Origin of the sequence: Streptomyces sp. BK79 (assembly GCF_044142145.1) — a bacterium.
Taxonomy (GTDB): domain Bacteria; phylum Actinomycetota; class Actinomycetes; order Streptomycetales; family Streptomycetaceae; genus Streptomyces.
This window is the reverse complement of the sequence record NZ_JBHVOC010000002.1, coordinates 288,731-306,744: the sequence shown is the minus strand read 5'-3', so window position 1 is coordinate 306,744 and position 18,014 is coordinate 288,731. Positions and strand designations below refer to the sequence as shown.

The 18,014-nt window shown below is 70.8% G+C and carries 21 protein-coding genes, 1 tRNA gene and 1 riboswitch; of the genes, 13 read left to right on the top strand and 9 right to left on the bottom strand.

Annotated features, from left to right (window positions below; translation table 11 throughout):
• Positions 1-3 precede the first annotated feature (3 nt).
• Positions 4-474 (bottom strand): type II toxin-antitoxin system PemK/MazF family toxin, encoded by a 471-nt coding sequence (locus tag ACFIF2_RS03435; RefSeq protein ID WP_395570940.1) that lies wholly within the window; start codon positions 472-474, stop codon positions 4-6.
• 203 nt (positions 475-677) lie between these two features.
• Between ACFIF2_RS03435 and ACFIF2_RS03430 the strand changes: the two genes are divergently transcribed.
• Positions 678-1,430 (top strand): MBL fold metallo-hydrolase, encoded by a 753-nt coding sequence (locus tag ACFIF2_RS03430; protein WP_395570939.1) that lies wholly within the window; start codon positions 678-680, stop codon positions 1,428-1,430.
• A 67-nt stretch (positions 1,431-1,497) separates the two neighbouring features.
• On the opposite strand, the gene ACFIF2_RS03425 is transcribed toward ACFIF2_RS03430, so the two are convergent.
• Positions 1,498-2,763, bottom strand: coding sequence for a PTS transporter subunit EIIC (locus ACFIF2_RS03425; protein WP_395570938.1), 1,266 nt, complete (start codon positions 2,761-2,763; stop codon positions 1,498-1,500).
• A 273-nt stretch (positions 2,764-3,036) separates the two neighbouring features.
• The gene (locus tag ACFIF2_RS03420) at positions 3,037-4,332 is read right to left on the bottom strand and encodes a PTS transporter subunit EIIC (protein WP_395570937.1); all 1,296 of its coding nucleotides are present in this window, start codon (positions 4,330-4,332) and stop codon (positions 3,037-3,039) included.
• 158 nt (positions 4,333-4,490) lie between these two features.
• Here ACFIF2_RS03420 and ACFIF2_RS03415 point away from each other — a divergent pair, with 158 nt between their 5' ends.
• From ACFIF2_RS03415 to rdgB, 4 genes are all read left to right on the top strand, one after another.
• Positions 4,491-4,724, top strand: coding sequence for a glucose PTS transporter subunit EIIB (locus tag ACFIF2_RS03415; RefSeq protein WP_077801219.1), 234 nt, complete (start codon positions 4,491-4,493; stop codon positions 4,722-4,724).
• 106 nt (positions 4,725-4,830) lie between these two features.
• Entirely contained in the window at positions 4,831-5,571 is a 741-nt protein-coding gene (gene rph / locus ACFIF2_RS03410; protein WP_395570936.1) for a ribonuclease PH, read from the top strand.
• A 195-nt stretch (positions 5,572-5,766) separates the two neighbouring features.
• Positions 5,767-6,174: a hypothetical protein gene (locus ACFIF2_RS03405; RefSeq protein ID WP_395570935.1), complete on the top strand. Its 408-nt coding sequence runs from the start codon at positions 5,767-5,769 to the stop codon at positions 6,172-6,174.
• Positions 6,175-6,208: 34 nt separating this feature from the next.
• Positions 6,209-6,811, top strand: a complete 603-nt coding sequence (gene rdgB / locus ACFIF2_RS03400; protein ID WP_395570934.1) for an RdgB/HAM1 family non-canonical purine NTP pyrophosphatase — start codon at positions 6,209-6,211, stop codon at positions 6,809-6,811.
• A 41-nt stretch (positions 6,812-6,852) separates the two neighbouring features.
• Here the strand turns inward: rdgB and ACFIF2_RS03395 are convergent.
• The 3 genes from ACFIF2_RS03395 to ACFIF2_RS03385 form a co-directional block, all read right to left on the bottom strand.
• Positions 6,853-6,935: transfer RNA gene (locus ACFIF2_RS03395), tRNA-Leu, on the bottom strand.
• Positions 6,936-6,947: 12 nt separating this feature from the next.
• Positions 6,948-7,556 carry an HNH endonuclease signature motif containing protein gene (locus ACFIF2_RS03390; protein ID WP_395571046.1) on the bottom strand — a complete coding sequence of 203 codons (609 nt, stop codon included), beginning with the start codon at positions 7,554-7,556 and terminating at the stop codon, positions 6,948-6,950.
• The gene (locus tag ACFIF2_RS03385; RefSeq protein WP_395571045.1) at positions 7,454-8,038 is read right to left on the bottom strand and encodes an HNH endonuclease; all 585 of its coding nucleotides are present in this window, start codon (positions 8,036-8,038) and stop codon (positions 7,454-7,456) included. The genes ACFIF2_RS03390 and ACFIF2_RS03385 overlap by 103 nt, the downstream gene beginning before the upstream one ends.
• Between ACFIF2_RS03385 and ACFIF2_RS03380 the strand changes: the two genes are divergently transcribed.
• Entirely contained in the window at positions 7,968-8,150 is a 183-nt protein-coding gene (locus ACFIF2_RS03380) for a hypothetical protein (protein WP_395571049.1), read from the top strand. The genes ACFIF2_RS03385 and ACFIF2_RS03380 overlap by 71 nt on opposite strands.
• An 82-nt stretch (positions 8,151-8,232) precedes the next feature.
• Here the strand turns inward: ACFIF2_RS03380 and bcp are convergent, their stop codons facing one another.
• Positions 8,233-8,700, bottom strand: coding sequence for a thioredoxin-dependent thiol peroxidase (gene bcp / locus ACFIF2_RS03375; RefSeq protein ID WP_395570933.1), 468 nt, complete (start codon positions 8,698-8,700; stop codon positions 8,233-8,235).
• 92 nt (positions 8,701-8,792) lie between these two features.
• On the opposite strand from bcp, the gene ACFIF2_RS03370 reads away from it, so the two are divergent.
• The 3 genes from ACFIF2_RS03370 (at position 8,793) to ACFIF2_RS03360 (ending at position 9,991) form a co-directional block, all read left to right on the top strand.
• Positions 8,793-9,125: a DUF3618 domain-containing protein gene (locus ACFIF2_RS03370; protein WP_395570932.1), complete on the top strand. Its 333-nt coding sequence runs from the start codon at positions 8,793-8,795 to the stop codon at positions 9,123-9,125.
• A gap of 23 nt (positions 9,126-9,148) precedes the next feature.
• Complete coding sequence (locus ACFIF2_RS03365; RefSeq protein ID WP_395570931.1) at positions 9,149-9,505, top strand: GroES family chaperonin; 357 nt, start codon at positions 9,149-9,151, stop codon at positions 9,503-9,505.
• Positions 9,506-9,576: 71 nt separating this feature from the next.
• A riboswitch (guanidine-III (ykkC-III) riboswitch) is annotated at positions 9,577-9,639 on the top strand.
• Between the two features lie 31 nt (positions 9,640-9,670).
• Positions 9,671-9,991, top strand: a complete 321-nt coding sequence (locus ACFIF2_RS03360; protein ID WP_055417143.1) for a multidrug efflux SMR transporter — start codon at positions 9,671-9,673, stop codon at positions 9,989-9,991.
• 12 nt (positions 9,992-10,003) lie between these two features.
• On the opposite strand, the gene ACFIF2_RS03355 is transcribed toward ACFIF2_RS03360, so the two are convergent.
• Positions 10,004-12,415, bottom strand: coding sequence for a transglycosylase domain-containing protein (locus ACFIF2_RS03355; protein ID WP_395570930.1), 2,412 nt, complete (start codon positions 12,413-12,415; stop codon positions 10,004-10,006).
• Between the two features lie 246 nt (positions 12,416-12,661).
• Here ACFIF2_RS03355 and ACFIF2_RS03350 point away from each other — a divergent pair, with 246 nt between their 5' ends.
• The 4 genes from ACFIF2_RS03350 to ACFIF2_RS03335 are packed head-to-tail and all read left to right on the top strand — an operon-like array spanning position 12,662 to position 16,187.
• On the top strand, positions 12,662-13,462 hold the full coding sequence (locus ACFIF2_RS03350) for an ABC transporter permease (protein ID WP_395571044.1): 801 nt from the start codon (positions 12,662-12,664) through the stop codon (positions 13,460-13,462).
• Positions 13,455-14,306, top strand: coding sequence for an ABC transporter permease (locus ACFIF2_RS03345; protein ID WP_395570929.1), 852 nt, complete (start codon positions 13,455-13,457; stop codon positions 14,304-14,306). The genes ACFIF2_RS03350 and ACFIF2_RS03345 overlap by 8 nt, the downstream gene beginning before the upstream one ends.
• Before the next feature lie 14 nt (positions 14,307-14,320).
• Entirely contained in the window at positions 14,321-15,340 is a 1,020-nt protein-coding gene (locus tag ACFIF2_RS03340) for an ATP-binding cassette domain-containing protein (RefSeq protein ID WP_395570928.1), read from the top strand.
• Positions 15,341-15,350: 10 nt separating this feature from the next.
• Positions 15,351-16,187, top strand: coding sequence for a DUF1707 domain-containing protein (locus tag ACFIF2_RS03335; RefSeq protein WP_395570927.1), 837 nt, complete (start codon positions 15,351-15,353; stop codon positions 16,185-16,187).
• A gap of 398 nt (positions 16,188-16,585) precedes the next feature.
• Here the strand turns inward: ACFIF2_RS03335 and ACFIF2_RS03330 are convergent, their stop codons facing one another.
• A complete protein-coding gene (locus tag ACFIF2_RS03330) occupies positions 16,586-17,947 on the bottom strand; it encodes an SGNH/GDSL hydrolase family protein (protein WP_395570926.1) in 1,362 nt (453 codons plus the stop codon).
• Positions 17,948-18,014: the final 67 nt, after the last annotated feature.

Below are 18,014 nucleotides of genomic sequence, written 5' to 3'. Positions count from 1 at the left end.
CGCTCACCGGGCGAGGTGACGCACCTGGTCCCACAGGGCCGGGTCCACCTCGCCCACCCGGCGCCGGAAGTCCCGCACCGGCACCTGGCGCAGCTCGTCCGTCTCCAGGAAGCTCGTCCGCCCCCGCGCGTCCCCGACCGAGCCCGGCGGCAGCGTGATCACCCCGGCCCGCTCGTCCCGGTACCGGCTGGTGATCTTCGCGACGAGCGCGCGCCGCCCGCGTACCGAGATCACCAGACACGGCCGGTCCTTCGCACCCGGCGCGTCCTCGTACGGCACGTTCGCCCACCAGATCTCCGCCGGCCGCGGCCGGGCCGCCCGTCCCCGCGGCCCCGTGGGCCGTCCCGGCGGACGCCGGCCGCCGGCCGGCCGTGACCGGGACGGCCGCCGTCCCCGCCCCCAGCCGTCGACGACCACCGCGACGAACGCGAGCAGTACCACCGCCGCGAAGGCGAGCCACCAGGACGTGTCCATACGACGACGGTACCGGCGCACACCGCGCCCGCGCGCCCCCTCAACGTCCCCGCGCGCCCCTGGTCCAGCCGAACCGGTGACACCACAGGTGAGTTCGCCCACAACGGCCCCTGGTGGAGGAGCGACCCGAGGTTTCGCGCCTTACGCTCGACAAACCGCACGACCCCCGTCTCTCCACACGCGCCAGCGGAGGTTTCTGCTTCATGAAGCTCACCGTCGTCGGCTGCTCGGGGTCGTTCCCGTCCGCGGAATCGGCCTGCTCGAGCTACCTCGTCGAGGCCGACGGCTTCCGGCTGCTCCTCGACATGGGCAACGGCGCCCTGGGCGAGCTGCAGCGCCACTGCGGTCTCTACGACCTCGACGCGATCTTCCTCAGCCACCTGCACGCCGACCACTGCATCGACATGTGCGCCTACTTCGTGGCGCGCTACTACCGGCACGACGGCGGCCGCTGCGCCCCCCTGCCGGTCTACGGACCCGAGGGCACCGAGCACCGGCTCACCACCGCCTACGCCGACACCCCCTCCGCCTCCTCCATGAGCGAGGTCTTCGACTTCCACACGGTCAAGCCGTCCACCTTCGACCTCGGACCCTTCACCGTGCACACCGACCGCGTCGCCCACCCCGTGGAGGCCTACGCCATCCGCGTCGAGCACGGCGGCCGGTCGCTGACCTACTCCGGCGACACGGGAGTCACCCCCGTACTGGACGAACTCGCCCGGGACACCGACCTGTTCCTGTGCGAGGCCGCCTTCACGCACGGCAAGGAGGACATCCCCGCCCTCCACCTCAACGGCCGCGAGGCGGGCGAGACCGCCGCCCGCGCCGGCGCCCGCAGCCTCGTCCTCACCCACATCCCCCCGTGGACCGACCCCCAGGTCAACCTGGCCGACGCGCGCGAGGTGTACGACGGGCGGGTGGAGGTCGCCGCGGCGGGCGCGGTGTACGAGGTCTGACGCACGACGACGGAGGCGGACCCGGTCCAGGTGACCGGGCCCGCCTCCGTGCGAGGTGCGTGCGGGGCTACTTGCCCTCCGCCTTCTGCAGCTCGGCGATCTCCTCGTCCGACTCACGGCCGGGCGTGGGCAGGTTGAACTTGGTGATCGCGAACCGGAAGACCACGTAGTAGACCGCCGCGAAGCACAGGCCCACCAGGGCCAGCCCCCACGGGTTGCTCGCGATGCCCAGGTTCAGGAAGAAGTCGACCGCGCCGGCCGAGAAGCCGAAGCCGTCCTTCATGCCCAGCGCCCAGGTCAGTGCCATCGAGACACCGGTGAGCACCGCGTGGATGGCGTACAGCACCGGCGCGATGAACATGAACGTGAACTCGATCGGCTCGGTCACACCGGTGACGAACGACGTCAGCGCGAGCGAGAACATCATGCCGCCCACGACCTTGCGGCGCTCGGGGCGCGCGCAGTGCACGATCGCCAGGCAGGCGGCCGGCAGCGCGAACATCATGATCGGGAAGAAGCCGGTCATGAACTGGCCCGCGGTCGGGTCACCGGCCAGGAAGCGGGCGATGTCGCCGCTCTTGCCCTCGTACGAACCCGCCTGGAACCACGGGAAGGAGTTCAGCAGGTGGTGCATGCCGATCGGGATCAGCGCACGGTTGGCGACACCGAAGATGCCCGCGCCGACCGCGCCGGAGCCGACCAGCCACTCACCGAAGTTGTGCAGACCCGTGCCGAGCACCGGCCAGATGTAACCGAAGACGATGCCGAGGACCAGGCCCGCGAAGGCCGACAGGATCGGGACCAGGCGGCGACCACCGAAGAAGCCCGCCCAGTCGGGCAGCTTGGTCCGGTAGAAGCGCTGGTACAGCAGCGCGACGACGAGACCCATCACCACGCCGCCGAGGACCTTGGCGTCCACGGGCGCGTCCGTCATGACGACCTTGCCCTCGACGACCTGCGCCACCTGCGGGAGGTTCTTGTCCGTGAACGTGGCGAGCACGTTCTTGAAGACCAGGTAGCCGACGACCGCCGCGAGCGCCGTCGAGCCGTCCGACTTCTTGGCGAAGCCGATGGCGATGCCCACGGCGAACAGCAGCGCCATGTTGTCGAGGATGGCGTTGCCGCCGGCGGCCATGAACCCGGCGATCTTCGTCAGGAACTCGGGGAACTCCGGGCGGCCCAGCATGTCGGTGTTGCCGAGGCGCACCAGCAGAGCGGCGGCGGGCAGTACCGCGACCGGCAGCATCAGGCTGCGGCCGATGCGCTGCAGCACGGCCATCACGCCGGCGCCCTTCTTCTTCTCGGCCGCGGGCGCGGCACTGGGCGTGGTCACAACATCCTCCAGGGGGCAGGGCGCGCCGCCCGGTCGCACGGGAAGAAGGGGACGGCGTCGTCGCAGGTCTAAACCACTGAGTGGTGTAGACCTGTTGTAGCACGATGAAGGCCGCGTAAGGAACCCGCGATTCCGTGACCGGAGCACTACGCGCCGCGCCGGATCAAGTCCCCAGGCCACACCCCCGCGAGGGCGCGCCGAAGGCCCCCGGACCGGCGGTCCGGGGGCCTTCGTGAGACCACCCTCAAAGGGTACGTGAGGGACCCGAGAGGTCTACACCTTCGTGACGTCCTCCACCTCGTCCTCCGGCTCCCGCCCCGGCGTCTTCAGGTCGAACTTCGTGATCGCGAACCTGAAGACGGCGTAGTACACCACCGCGAAACACAGACCGATCGGAATGATCAGCCACGGCTTCGTCGCCAGGTTCCAGTTGATGACGTAGTCGATCAGCCCCGCCGAGAAGCTGAACCCGTCCTTCACACCCAGCCCCCACGTCACCGCCATCGACACACCCGTCAGCACCGCGTGCACCGCGTACAGCAGCGGCGCGATGAACAGGAACGAGTACTCCAGCGGCTCCGTGATCCCCGTCACGAACGACGTCAGCGCCACCGACAGCATCAGACCGCCGACCTCCTTGCGCCGGTGCGGCTTGGCGCAGTGCGTGATCGCCAGCGCGGCGGCCGGCAGCGCGAACATCATGATCGGGAAGAAGCCCGACGTGAACTGACCCGCGTTCGGATCACCCGCCAGGAACATGTTGATGTCACCGTGCACCACCGTGCCGTCCGGCTTCGTGTACGAGCCGAACTGGAACCACATCGGCACGTTCAGGAACTGATGCAGACCGATCACCAGCAACGCCCGGTTCGCCAGCCCGAACACACCCGCGCCCCACGCGCCCAGCCCCGTCAGCCAGTCGCTGAAACTCTCCAGCGCCTCACCGATCGGCGGCCACACCCACAGGCACAGCGCCGCGAACGCGATCGCCACGAACGCCATGATGATCGGCACCAGCCGGCGCCCGTTGAAGAAGCCCAGCCAGTCCACCAGCCTCGTGCGGTGGAACCGCTGCCAGAAGTACGCCGTCGCCAGCCCCATCACGATGCCGCCGAAGACACCCGGGTTCTGGAACGTGAACGCCGTCACCGTCCCCGACCCGTCGGTGAGCTGGCACCCGATCTGCGGAACCGCCCTCGACCCCTCCGGGCAGTCCTCCGGGAACTGCCGCAGCACGTTCCAGTACACGAGGAACCCCGCCACCGCCGCCAACGCCGTCGAACCGTCGGCCTTCTTGGCCATCCCGATGGCCACACCCACACAGAACAGCAGCGGCAGCCCCAGCGAACCGTCGAGCAGCGCCCCGCCCGCGCCCGTCATCACCTTCGAGACGTTCGTCCAGCCCAGCCCGTCGTCCCCGAAGACGTCCGGCTGCCCCAGCCGGTTGAGAATGCCCGCGGCGGGCAGGACCGCGATGGGCAACTGAAGACTGCGCCCCATCTTCTGCAGCCCCTGGAACGCCGTGTTCCATCGGGCCCGAGCGGGGCTGACCGCGCTGTCGGCACTCATCCGGTCTCCATCCGGTCGCCGGTACACTGGTGTAGACCAGTTGACAGACGGCTCAGCCGCCGTGACGCCATCATTCGGCACACACCGCATGACCGCTCGCGAAGATGGGCCAACTGTGGGTTACTGCGACAAAGCGGTCCGGATCAGGGAGAAGCAACATGGCCAGCAAGGCTGAGAAGATCGTCGCCGGCCTCGGCGGCATCGACAACATCGACGAGATCGAAGGCTGCATCACGCGCCTCCGCACCGAGGTCAACGACCCCGCGCTGGTCGACGAAGCCGCCCTGAAGGCCGCCGGCGCCCACGGCGTCGTCAAGATGGGCACCGCCATCCAGGTCGTCATCGGCACCGACGCCGACCCCATCGCCGCCGAGATCGAAGACATGATGTAACGCACCACCGAGCGCACCGCGCACCCGCGCACCCGCGCACCGAGGGGCCCTTCCCGCCGCACACCACGGGAAGGGCCCCTCCGCGCGTCCCGCTAGGCTCACCCGCATGTCACGCATCGACGGCCGCACCCCCCAGCAGCTCCGCCCCGTCACCATCGAACGAGGCTGGAGCAAGCACGCCGAAGGCTCCGTCCTCGTCTCCTTCGGCGACACCAAGGTCCTCTGCAACGCCTCCGTCACCGAAGGCGTCCCCCGCTGGCGCAAGGGCAGCGGCGAAGGCTGGGTCACCGCCGAATACGCCATGCTCCCCCGCGCCACCCACACCCGCGGCGACCGCGAGGCCGTCAAGGGCCGCATCGGCGGCCGCACCCACGAGATCAGCCGCCTCATCGGCCGCTCCCTGCGCGCCGTCATCGACTACAAGGCGCTCGGCGAGAACACCGTCGTCCTCGACTGCGACGTCCTCCAGGCCGACGGCGGCACCCGCACCGCCGCCATCACCGGCGCCTACGTCGCCCTCGCCGACGCCATTACCTGGGCCCAGACCACCAAGAAGCTGATCAGGCCCAGCCGCAAGCCCCTCACCGGCACCGTCTCCGCCGTCTCCGTCGGCATCGTCGACGGCACCCCGCTCCTCGACCTGTGCTACGAGGAGGACGTCCGCGCCGACACCGACATGAACGTCGTCTGCACCGGCGACGGCCGCTTCGTCGAGGTCCAGGGCACCGCCGAGGCCGCCCCCTTCGACCGCGACGAACTCAACACCCTCCTCGACCTCGGCGCGGCCGGCTGCACCGAACTCGCCGACCTCCAGCGCAAGGCCCTCGACACGGTCCTCGACAGGTAAAGGGGACACCAAGGGCGCATCGGGAAAGGCGGCCGGGACACGCAACTCGGCCGCCCGCCACGGCGTCCCTAGCAATACAGAGCAGGACAGCAGTACGGAAGCACCACGGGCGTACGGCCGACACACTCGCCGTACGCCCGACGCCGCACCGCACACGGGCCGACCGGCCCTGTCCCAAGGGGAGGACCGAGACCCATGGCCGCGAGCCGCCACCGCCGCCTTCGCCGCACCACCGTCACCGCCGCCACCGTGGCGGCCATCGCCCTGACGGCCGGACTCACCACCGGCTGCGACGCCGTCGACAAGGCCCTCGACTGCGTCCAGACCGCCGACGCCATCGCCGACAGCGTCACCGAGCTGCAGCAGGCCGTGGAGGCCGCCTCCAACGACCCGACACAGCTCGAGGAGTCCCTCGACTCCATAGACAAGAACCTCGACAAGATCGGCGACCGGACCGACAACACGGACGTCGAAAAGGCCGTCGACGACCTCGGCACGGCCATCGGGAACGTCCGCACCTCGGTCGAGAACGGCGACGAGACCCCCGACCTCAGCCCCGTCACCGACGCGGCGGGCGAACTGACGAAGGTCTGCACCCCGTAAGCGACGGGCATCGGGGATGCGGATACTGGACCCCATGACCCGCCTGATCCTCGCCACCCGCAACGCCGGAAAGATCACCGAACTGAGGGCGATCCTCGCCGACGCCGGTCTGCCCCACGACCTCGTCGGCGCGGACGCCTACCCCGAGATCCCCGACGTCAAGGAAACCGGCGTCACCTTCGCCGAGAACGCCCTGCTCAAGGCCCACGCCCTCGCCCGGGCCACCGGCCTGCCCGCCGTCGCCGACGACTCCGGCCTCTGCGTGGACGTCCTGAACGGCGCCCCCGGCATCTTCTCCGCCCGCTGGGCCGGCCGCCACGGCGACGACAAGGCCAACCTCGACCTCCTCCTCGCCCAGCTCGGCGACATCGCCGACGAACACCGGGGCGCGCACTTCGCCTGCGCGGCGGCCCTGGCCCTCCCCGACGGCACGGAACGCGTGGTCGAGGGCCAGCTGCGCGGCACCCTCCGCCACACCCCCGCCGGCACGGGCGGCTTCGGCTACGACCCGATCCTCCAGCCGGACGGCGAGACAAGGACCTGCGCGGAACTGACGGCAGCCGAGAAGAACGCCATCAGCCACCGCGGCAAGGCGTTCAGAGCACTGGCGCCGGTGGTACGGGAACTGTTGGGCTGACAAGTGAGGGCCGTCCATGGCGGACGGCCCTCACCGTGGGGTGCGGCCGATGGGAGTCGAACCCACATGGGCAAATGCCCCGAGGCACCTAAAACCTCTGCTTATACCATTCAGCAACGGCCGCATTGCGGCCATGCTACCGGTCGTCGGTCCTGTGCCTACCGCGGCCGCCGCGACACCAGGTGTCCGTGGAGGCGTGACAGTTGGGGCACAGCAGCCTCAGATTGGCAGCGCGATCATCGCTCCAGTCCCCGTTGACATGGTCGACTTCCAGCGTCATGGGCTTGCCGCGCCATTCCGGGCCGGTGCCGCATTCGGCGCACTCCTCGGGCAGGCCGATCTCGCGTAGCGCCCGGCGCAACAGCACGCTCCGCGTGCGCCGTTCACCGTCGTGTCTGACCAGGATGTGCTCGGCCCGCCTCAGCGGGGTCGTACCAGGCTCACCCCGTCGGTGCGCCTGGCCGAGGAAGTGCGCCGTCGAAAGGCCCTCCTCGTCGACCCAGCGGCGCAGCAGGGCTCGTTGCGTCCCGTTGTCGGGACGGCCCAGCTTGCGAAGAGTCGCCGCGACTGAGATGGATCCTGAGACCGCGGAGCGCAGATCCGCCGAGCTGGGGCGTGTACGCGTGTAGGGCAGGTAGTCGCTCATGGGCGGGTGCGTCCCTTGCCTCGCCCCCGGTAGGTGTCGGTCGCGGAGTGGCAGTTGGGGCACAGGAGCCGCAGATTCTGGAGACGGTTGTCCCTCCAGTTGCCGTCGACGTGATCGACCTCCAAAGGGAGCGACCGTCCTCGCCAGGTGGTGCCGGTATCGCACACGGCGCACTTTTCCTGTACACCCATGGCGGTCATCGCCCACTTGATCCGGTCGCTCGGAATGCGGCGCGCGCGGTCGGGCGGTTGCTCGATCAACAGCCCTTCCGGCGTTCGGGGCCGCCAGGGCTTGCCCTTGCGGGAGGACGCCCTGAAGTGCGACGTGTCGATGCCGTACGCCTTGATCCGGCGGCTGATGTGCGTGTGATGTCCGCCGACCACCTCCAGCCCGAGACGCCGCAACACCTCGCACATGTTGGTGGAGGCCGAAACCGCCTCCTGAAGGATCTCCCTGGTCCACTTCACCCCCTCGCGCTGGAAGTGGGACACGTCCACCCCGAGCTTCCTCATGCGCCCGAGCACGTACCGTCGCGTCGAGCTCTTCGGGTCCACCCCCAACCGCACCAACGCCTCCGACAACGTCCGCGCCCCCCGGGCCGCCTCCTCCAGCCGCTCCCGGCTGTACGCACTGCTCCCCATCGAAACCGTCCCCTCCGTACCGGCCACCCGTTCGTGGCTTCGTACGGAGTAACGAACCGGTTATCGGACAGTCACGCACGATAAACGGAAGGGGCCGTACCGGTCGTGCGGTACGGCCCCTGTGAGGACGGGTCTCAGATGCCCAAGTCCTTGATGATCTTGGCTACGTGGCCCGTCGCGCGGACGTTGTACAGGGCTCGTTCGACGGTGCCGTTCTCGTCGACGACGATCGTGGAGCGGATGACGCCCAGGTAGGTCTTGCCGTAGTTCTTCTTCTCGCCGAAGGCGCCGTACGCGTCGAGGACCTTCTTGTCCGGGTCGGCGAGGAGGGTGACCTTCAGGGACTCGGTGTCGCGGAACTTGGCCAGTTTCTCCGGCTTGTCGGGGGAGATGCCGATGACGTCGTACCCGGCGCCGGCCAGCAGTTCCAGGTTGTCCGTGAAGTCGCACGCCTGCTTCGTGCAGCCGGGGGTAAGCGCGGCGGGGTAGAAGTAGACGATGACCTTGCGGCCCTGGTGGTCGGAGAGGGACACCTCGTTGCCGTCGGCGTCCGGGAGGGTGAAGGCGGGGGCCGGGTCCCCGGGCTGGAGTCGCTCGCTCATCGATCCAGCGTAACCGGGGGTCCTGACAGTGCGGAGCAGCGAGTAGCTGACAGACTGTCCGGGACAGTGTCGGAAGACTTCGGAGGCGTACGGTGGCGGACACGTCGGACATCAGAACCCCGGCGCAGATCGAGGCGGACATCAAGCGCCGCCGCGAGGTGCTGGCCGAGACGCTCGACGAGCTCGGGATGCGGGTGCACCCCAAGACGATCGTGGGCGACGCGAAGGCCAAGGTCGCCTCCAGCGTCGATCACACGCTCGGGCGGGCCTACGTCCAGGTCAATCGGGTGGTCAGCGACGTGAAGTCGCAGTTCGTGGACGAGGAGGGCGCGCCCCGGCTGGAGCGGGTCGTGCCCGTCGCGCTGGTCGTGGTCGGGGTCGTGGGGCTGCTCGCCCTGGGCGGTACCCGGCGGCGCGGGCGCTGAGCCGGGGCAGGTAGGTTCAGGGCGTGAGCGCCAAGAGAAACGAGCACAGTTCCCCGGACGACAAGCTGCCCATCCGGATGCTGCACGACCGCGTCCTCGTGCGGCAGGACACCAGCGAGGGCGAGCGGCGTTCCGGGGGCGGGATCCTGATCCCCGCCACGGCGGCGGTCGGCCGGCGGCTGGCCTGGGCCGAGGTCGTCGCGGTGGGGCAGAACGTGCGGACGGTGGAGGCGGGCGACCGGGTGCTGTACGACCCGGAGGACCGCGCGGAGGTCGAGGTGCGGGGCACGGCGTACGTGCTGATGCGCGAGCGCGACCTGCACGCCGTGGCCGCGGACCGGTTCGAGGGGTCGGAGGATACGACCGGGTTGTATCTCTGATCTCTGAAACAGGGTTCGCAGAGCGCCAAAGGGGTCGGTGACCGAGGTCACCGGCCCCTTTCCCATGGTTTTGCTACCTTGGAGGGACCCCGACGAGACGCGCCGTACCGGGCTGAAGGAAAAGACGACGCACCCCGTTCAGTTCGCTACACGGAGGTGCCTGTCATGGCCTGGGTTCTGCTGCTCGTCGCCGGTCTGCTCGAGGTCGGCTGGTCGATCGGGATGAAGTACACGGACGGTTTCACCCGTCTCGTGCCCTCTCTGTTCACCGGCGCCGGGATCGTCGCCAGCATGGTGCTGCTGTCGTACGCGGCCCGGACGCTGCCCATCGGTACCGCCTACGGCGTGTGGGTGGGCATCGGGGCGGCCGGTGCGGCGGTGCTCGGCATGGTGGTGCTGGGGGAGCCGGTGACCGCCGCCCGGATCTTCTTCATCTGTCTGCTGCTGGTCGCCGTCGTGGGTCTGAAGGCGACCTCCGGGCACTGACCCGCCGCGCGGTCACTGGCGGCGGGGGATGACGGGGATGCCGGAGGCCGTCCCCCCGGTGCCGTCGTCACCGCCGCCGCCCGCGCCGGCCGTGTCGCCGCCGCCCTCGGTGGCGCCGCCGTTGGAGGAGTCGTCCTCGCCGCCGTCGCCGCCGCCGGTGGGGCCCGGCTCGGTGCTGGCGCCGCCGGAGGTGGGGCCGTTGGTCCCCGGGTCGGCGGTGTCGTCGCCGCCGGTGTCGCCCGGCGGGGTGCTGGAGCCGCCGCCGGTGCCGCCCGGGGTGGTCTCGCCGCCGGTGTCCTCGTCGCCGCCCGGCTCGTCGCCGGTGTCCGCGCCGCCGCTCTCGTCGCCCGTGCCGGGTTCGTCCGAGGAGTCGTCGGACGGGGACGCGGTGACGTCGGCGCCGGTCTGGAGCTGGAGGTCGAAGCCGCTGACCGGCTCGCCCTTCAGGGCGTCGCGGGTGTACTGGCCCCAGATCTCGGCGGGCGCGCCGCCGCCGTTGATGCGGGGCAGGCCCATCGCGCCGTAGAGCGACTTGTGGGCGGCGGTCTCGGGGTCCTGGCCCATCACCGCGATGACGGTGGCGAGTTCGGGGGTGTAGCCGGCGAACCAGGCGGCGGTGTCCTCCTCGGCGGTGCCGGTCTTGCCGGCGGCGGGGCGGCCCGCGGCCTGGGCGGCGGTGGCGGTGCCGTTCTGGACGACGCTGCGCAGGACGGAGGTGGTGGTGTCGGCGGCCTCGCGGCTGACGGCCTGGTGCTCGCGCCGCTCGGGCAGCTCGACCTCGTGCTTGCCGTCCTTCATGACCTTCTCGACGAAGGTGTACGTGCCGTGCCGGCCGTGGTTGGCGAGGGTGGCGTACGCCTCGGCCATGTCGAGGGGGCTGGCGGTGGCGACGCCGAGGGCGATGGAGGGGGAGGGGGTCAGCTCGGGGGTGTTCTTGGACAGGCCGAGGTCGATCGCGGTCTGCTGGACCTTGTCGGAGCCGACGTCGACGGCCATCTGGGCGTAGACGGCGTTGATGGACTTGTCGGTGGCCTCGCGGACGGTGACGTCGCCGTAGTCGCGGTGGTCCTCGTTCTCGGGGGCGTAGCGGCCGCCGCTCCAGCCCTGGACGGGGCGTTCGCTGGTGCCGTCGTAGGTCGTGTTCGGGTTGATGGTGCGGCCGTCCTGCGTCTCGGCGTGGTTCTCGACGGCGGAGGTGAACACGAAGGGCTTGAAGGTGGAGCCGACCTGGAAGTCCCGGCGGGTGGCGTTGGGCGTGTACTGCTTCACGTAGTCGATGCCGTTGTACATCGCCACGACCTTGCCGGTCCTCGGGTCGACGGAGGCGCCGCCGGCGCGGACGTAGGAGTCGACCTTCCGGTCCTTGTCCAGCTTGGACATCAGCTTGTCGTCGACGGCCTCGACGAAGGCGTCCTGCTTGTCCTTCTGGAGGGTGGTGGTGATGCGGTAGCCGCCGCGGTCGAGTTCCTCCTCGGCGACGATCTCGTTCTCGACCAGGTAGTTCTTGACGATGTTGACGACGTAGCCGCGCTGTCCGGACATGCCGGTGGAGACGGTGTTCTCCTTGGGCATGGGGAACTTCTGCGCGGCGCGTTCGGCGGGGGTGAGCCAGCCCTTGTCGACCATGCCGTCGAGTACGTAGTTCCAGCGGGACTGGGCGGCGCCCTTGTTCTCGGGGTGGGCGACGACGTCGTACTGGCTGGGGGCGTTGAGCAGGGAGGCGAGGTAGGCGCCCTGGGCGGCGGTGAGGTTCTTGGCGTCGATGCCGTAGTACGCCTGGGCGGCGGCCTGGATGCCGTAGGCGCCGCGGCCGAAGAAGCTGGTGTTGAGGTAGCCCTCGAGGATCTCGTTCTTGCTCTTCTCGCGGTCGAGCTTGATCGAGATGAAGAACTCCTTCACCTTGCGGGTGACGGTCTGCTCCTGGGCCAGGTAGTAGTTCTTGACGTACTGCTGGGTGATCGTGGAGCCGGACTGCTTGCCCTCGCCGGTGGCGGTCTTCCAGCCGGCGCGGACCATCGCCTGGGGGTCGATCGCGGACTCGGTGTAGAAGTCGCGGTCCTCGGCGGCCAGGACGGCGTGCTGGGCGTCCGCGGAGATGCGGGCGAGGGCGACGCTCTCGCGGTTGACCTCGCCGTCGCGGGCGAGGACGCTGCCGTCGGCGTACAGGTAGACGTTGGACTGCTTGGTGGCGAGCGCGTTGGCGGCCGGGATCTGGACCAGCTGGTAGCCGAGGAAGAAGCCGCCGATCAGCAGCAGGACGCCGACGACGAAGGCGCTCAGCGTCATGCGCCAGGTCGGGATCAGCCGGCGCCATCCGGTGCGCCTGGGCCTCTTCGGCTTCTTCGCCGTTCCCTCGCCGGCCGCCTGGGGCTCTCTCGGCGCCCAGCCCTGGTCCGGCTGCTGCGGCTGCGGCTCGTCGCTCATCTCGTGCACGGACTCCTGTTTCGCTTCGTACGGTTCTTCGCGCCGTACGGTCTGGTCTCGTACGGTCTGGTCTCGTACGGTCTGGTCTCGTACGGCCTCGTACGCTTCTGCGCCCTCAGGAGAAGACTCTCGCACCGGGCGTTCCGTTCCCACTCGGCGGCGCTCCCGTGAAATTGCTTGGCACGGGCGGTGTCCGTCGCACTAGGCTCCTGCGCTTCGGTGCCGATCGGTGGAGGGGGCGGGTTCGTGGGCTCGGGGCGGTTGTACGCGGCCGTCGCGGCGGGGGGATTCCGACGGTACGCGACGTATCGGGCGGCCACCGCCGCCGGGGTGTTCACCAACACGGTGTTCGGGCTGATCCTGGTCTCCACCTATCTGGCCCTGTGGGACGAGAAACCGCAGCTCGGGGGTTACGACCAGGCGCAGGCGGTGACGTTCGTGTGGCTGGGGCAGGCGCTGCTGGCGGCGCTGGCGATCGGCGGCGGCGGGTTCGAGGACGAGCTGATGGAGCGCATCCGTTCGGGTGACATCGCCGTCGATCTGTACCGTCCGGTGGATCTCCAGCTGTGGTGGCTGGCGGCGGACGTGGGGCGGGCGCTGTTCCAGTTGCTGGGGCGGGGCGTGGTGCCGTTCGTGTTCGGATCGTTGTTCTTCCCGATGGCGCTGCCGGGTGAGGCGTCCACGTGGGTGGCGTTCGCGGTGGCGGTGCTGCTGGGGGCGCTGGTGGGTTTCGCGCTGCGGTATCTGGTGGCGCTCTCGGCCTTCTGGCTGATGGACGGCACGGGGGTGACGCAGATGGCGTGGCTGGCGGGGCTGTTCTGTTCGGGGATGCTGCTGCCGCTGAACGTGTTCCCGGGCGGGCTCGGCGAGGTGGTGCGGGCGCTGCCGTGGTCGTCGCTGCTCCAGGCGCCCGCGGACGTGCTGCTGGGGGAGGCCGATCCGCTGGGGACGTTCGTCTTCCAGGGGGCGTGGGCGGTGGCGCTGCTGGCGGTGGGGCGGCTGGTGCAGTCGGCGGCGACGCGTCGGGTGGTGGTGCAGGGTGGCTGAGACGGCGGGGGCGACCGAGTGGGCGCGGCCGCGCGGGCGGGTCGTCGAGGGGGTGCGCGCGTACGGGCTGATCGCCGCGATGTGGATCCGGTCGACGATGGCGTACCGGGTGTCCTTCGCGCTGACGACGTTCGGGAACTTCGCGATGACCGCGCTGGACTTCGTGGCGATCCTGCTGATGTTCTCCCGCGTCGACGCGCTGGGCGGCTGGTCGCTGGCGGAGGTGGCGTTCCTGTACGGGCTGTCGGGGGTCTCCTTCGGGCTGGCCGACCTGTCGATCGGCTCGATGGAGCGGCTGGGGCGCCGGGTGCGGGACGGGACGCTGGACACGCTGCTGGTGCGTCCGGCGCCGGTGCTGGCGCAGGTGGCGGCGGACCGGTTCGCGCTGCGCCGGCTGGGCCGAGTGGTCCAGGGGCTGCTGGTGCTGGGGTACGCGCTGGTCGTCGTGGACGTCGACTGGACGGCGGCGAAGCTGCTGCTGATGCCGGTGATGCTGCTGAGCGGGGCGGGGATCTTCTGCGCGGTGTTCGTGGCGGCGGCGGCGTTCCAGTTCGTGGCGCAGGACGCCTCGGAGGTGTCCAACGCGTTCACCTACGGCGGTACGACGATGCTCCAGTATCCGCCGACGGTGTTCGCGCCGGACCTGGTGCGGGGGGTGACGTTCGTGGTGCCGCTGGCCTTCGTGAACTGGCTGCCGGCGGGCTTCGTGCTGGAGCGGCCGTTCCCGCTGGACCTGCCCGGGTGGGTGGCGTTCACGCCGCCGCTGGTGGCGGTGGCCTGCTGCGGGCTGGCGGGGCTGGCGTGGCGGGCGGGGCTGCGTTCGTATCGGAGTACGGGGAGTTGAGGGAGTTGGGGACGATGGCCGGGGTGGACACCGCGGGGCCGGACGCCGCGGCCTTCATCGAGCTGGACGGGGTGGAGAAGGTCTTCGACGTACGCAAGAGGACCGGCTTCCTGAAGCGGGAGCGGCGGCGGGTGCGGGCCGTGGACGGGCTGTCGTTCACCGTGGCGCGCGGTGAGATGGTCGGCTACATCGGTCCGAACGGCGCCGGGAAGTCGACGACGATTAAGATGCTCACCGGCATCCTGACGCCGAGCGGCGGCCGGCTGCGGGTGGCCGGGATCGATCCGTCCCGGGAGCGGACCCGGCTGGCGCACCGCATCGGGGTCGTGTTCGGGCAGCGTACGACGCTGTGGTGGGACCTGCCGCTGATCGACTCCTACCGGCTGGCGCACCGCATGTACCGCATCCCGGACGCCCGTTACCGGGAGAACCTGGACCGCTGCGTGGAACTCCTGCGGCTCGGGGAGCTGCTGGACGTGCCGGTGCGGCAGTTGTCGCTGGGGCAGCGGATGCGCGGTGACATCGCGGCGGCGCTGCTGCACGATCCGGAGGTGCTCTACCTGGACGAGCCGACGATCGGCCTGGACGTGGTCTCGAAGGCCAAGGTGCGGGACTTCCTGCGGGACTTGAACGCGGAGCGCGGCACCACGGTGCTGCTGACCACGCACGACCTCCAGGACATCGAGCAGCTCTGCTCCCGGGTGATGGTCATCGACCACGGGCGGCTGATGTACGACGGTGCGCTGGCGGGGCTGCACGAGGCGGGGGAGAGCGAGCGGACGCTGGTGGTGGACCTGGAGCGGGAGTTGCCGCCGATCGAGGCGCCGGAGCCCGCCCGGGTGGTGCGGGTGGAGGGGCCCAGGCAGTGGCTGGCGTTCCCGGCGACGGCGTCGGCGGCGGGGCTGGTGGCGGGGATCGCGGACCGGTATCCGCTGGTGGACCTGTCGGTGCGGGAGCCGGACATCGAGCAGGTGATCGCGAAGATGTACGCGGAACGCACGGAGCGCGTAGTGCCGGGCGCACCTACCTCGTAGGCTGCTGTACATGACCGACGACGCCCCGGAACTCCGCGCATCCGACGCCGACCGTGAACGAGTCGCCGAGGTCCTCAGGGACGCCCTCGCGGAGGGCCGTCTGGACATGACCGAGTTCGAGGAGCGGCTGGACGCCACGTACAGCGCGCGGACCTACGGGGAGCTGGCGCCGATCACCCGGGACCTGCCGGTCGGCGGGGAGGGCGCGGCGCCCAGGGTGTCGATGACCAAGCGGCCGGCGGCCTCGGGGGAGTGGTCGGGCCGGGTCACGGGCGGCGAGGGGTCGTCGACGTGGGCGGTCGCGGTGATGTCCGGGTTCCAGCGCAAGGGGCACTGGACGGTGCCGAGGCGGTTCAACTCCTTCGCCTTCTGGGGCGGCGGGGAGATCGACCTGCGGGACGCGAACTTCGCGGACGGCGAGGTCGTGATCAACTGCGTGGCGATCATGGGCGGAATCGACGTGATCGTGCCGCCGGGTGTCGAGGTGGTGGTCCGCGGCGTCGGCGTCATGGGCGACTTCGACCACCGGGAGTCCGGCGTCCTGGGCGACCCGGGTGCCCCGCGCGTGATCGTGACGGGCTTCGCCTTCTGGGGTGGCGTCGGTGTGCGCCGCAAGGTGACGCGGGCGGAGAAGCTGCGGATCAGGGAAGAGCGCCGGCAGGAGAAGCTGGACCGCAAGGCCGCGCGGGGGGAGCTGCGCTCCTCCGTCCGGGACGACGTGGCCGACGCCCACCACCGGATGCTCGACGGACACCGGGACATGCTCCGCGAGCACCGCGACGAACGCCGCGAGCAGCGCGAACTGCGCCGCGAGGACCGCGACCGGCGCAGGCGGGGCGAGGACTGACGGTCCCGGGGCCCGGACGCCTGGGCGCGGCGTGGTGCGCGGGGGCGTGGGGCTGGGGCGCTGGGGAGTTTGGGTGCGTTCCCCGTTGGGCGTATGGCGGGGCGTTCCCTGCCGGGAGCCGGGAGCCGGGAGCCGGGAGCCGGGAGCCGGGAGCCGGGAGCCGGGAGCCGGGCTTGGTGCCTGCGCGCTGGGCGCGTGGGCGCGTTTTGCCGTCGGGCGCGTGATGCGGGGCGTGCAGCGGTGCGTCCCTGCCGGGCGCGGCCCATCGGGGCGGTCGGGCAGCCCTCCCCGGGGGCTCCGCCGTCAGCCGGGCCGGCCGGGCAGCCCACGGGGCTCCGCCCTCCGCCCGGCCCGTCCGCCCGGGGGCCGATGGCGCCGTCGCCGACGGGGTCGCCCCGTTACAGCTGGACCGGTGCCGCGCCCTTCAGGTCGTCCAGGTCGAGGTAGCGGCCCATCCGCGCGTACCCCTGGTCGCTGGGGTGCAGGTGGTCGCCGCTGTCGTACTCGGCGCGCAGGCGGCGCGGGTCGTAGGGGTCGCGCAGCGCCTTGTCGAAGTCGACGACCGCGTCGAAGAGGCGGCCCGAGCGGATCTCCGCGTTGACCTCCTGCCGCATGGTCTCGCGGGCCTGCGTGTAGCCCTTGTAGCCGCCGAACGGCATGATCGTCGCGCCGACGACCTTCAGCCCCCGGCCGTGCGCCTGCTCGGTCATGGTGCGCAGGCCGGCGAGGAGCGTGTCCCGGTCGGCGAGGCGCGGGCTGTTCAGGATGTCGTTGACGCCGAGGACGATGACGACGGCCTTGACGCCGGTGCGCCCGAGCGCGTCCCGCTCGAAACGGCTCAGCGCGCTCGGGTTGTCGGCGGGCCGGCCCGCCCGGGAGGTCAGGACACGGTTGCCGCTGATGCCCTGGTTGACGACGCTGTAGCGGGGGGCGTCGCGCCCGTCCCCGGCCGCCTCGTGCAGCCGCTCGGCGAGGACGTCGGTCCAGCGGTGGTTGGCGTTCGTCTCGGAGCCGAAGCCGTCGGTGATCGAGTCGCCGATCGCGACGACGGTGCCGTCGGCCTCGTGGCTGAGCACGTCCAGCGCCGTCAGGTAGCGCCAGTACGGCGTCTCGGTCGTGTACGCGACGGCGGTGACGTCCGAGGTGTGGTCGCCCTCGGCGAGGTAGCTGATCTGCTGCGCGCGCGGGTGGTGGGTGACCGGGCCGGACGGCACGGGGGAGTACGTGGTGACCAGGACGTCCGCGCCGTACGGGACGGCGATGCGGGCGATGTCGCTCATCACCTGCCCGCCGGCCGGGATGACGACCTGGGGGCTGCCGCCGAAGGTGAGCCGGCGCATCGTGCCGGCGAGCGCGGCGGCCGTGCCGGGGCCGTCGGCCAGGGCGATGGAGGCGTGCGTGACGGTCAGCGGGGACTGCCCGTAGAGGTTGGACAGGGTGATCCGCGCGCTCGTGCCGGCGATGCCGGCGTGCACGACGTTGCGCACCGAGCGGCCCGCCATGCCGGTCGTCTCGGTGCCGGGCTCGGCCGCGGCGGGGGAGGCGGACCAGGCGCCGACCCAGGAGCCGGTGGAGGCGGGGGCGGCGTCGCCCCGGAAACGGCCGCTCGCGAGCGGTGCGCGGTCCTTGGTGCCGTCGTCGGCGGACGCTCCGGCGTATATGGCCGCGGAGATCGCCACTATCAAGGTGACGATCGCCGCTAGCAGGGCACGGTGCTTGGTGGGAGGCACCCCCGCACCTCCGTCACGACCCCGGGTCATGCTGTGCTGTTCTCCTCGGGCGAGGGGAGCCCCAGGATCAGGCTCCGGTCCGATCAACCCATGATGC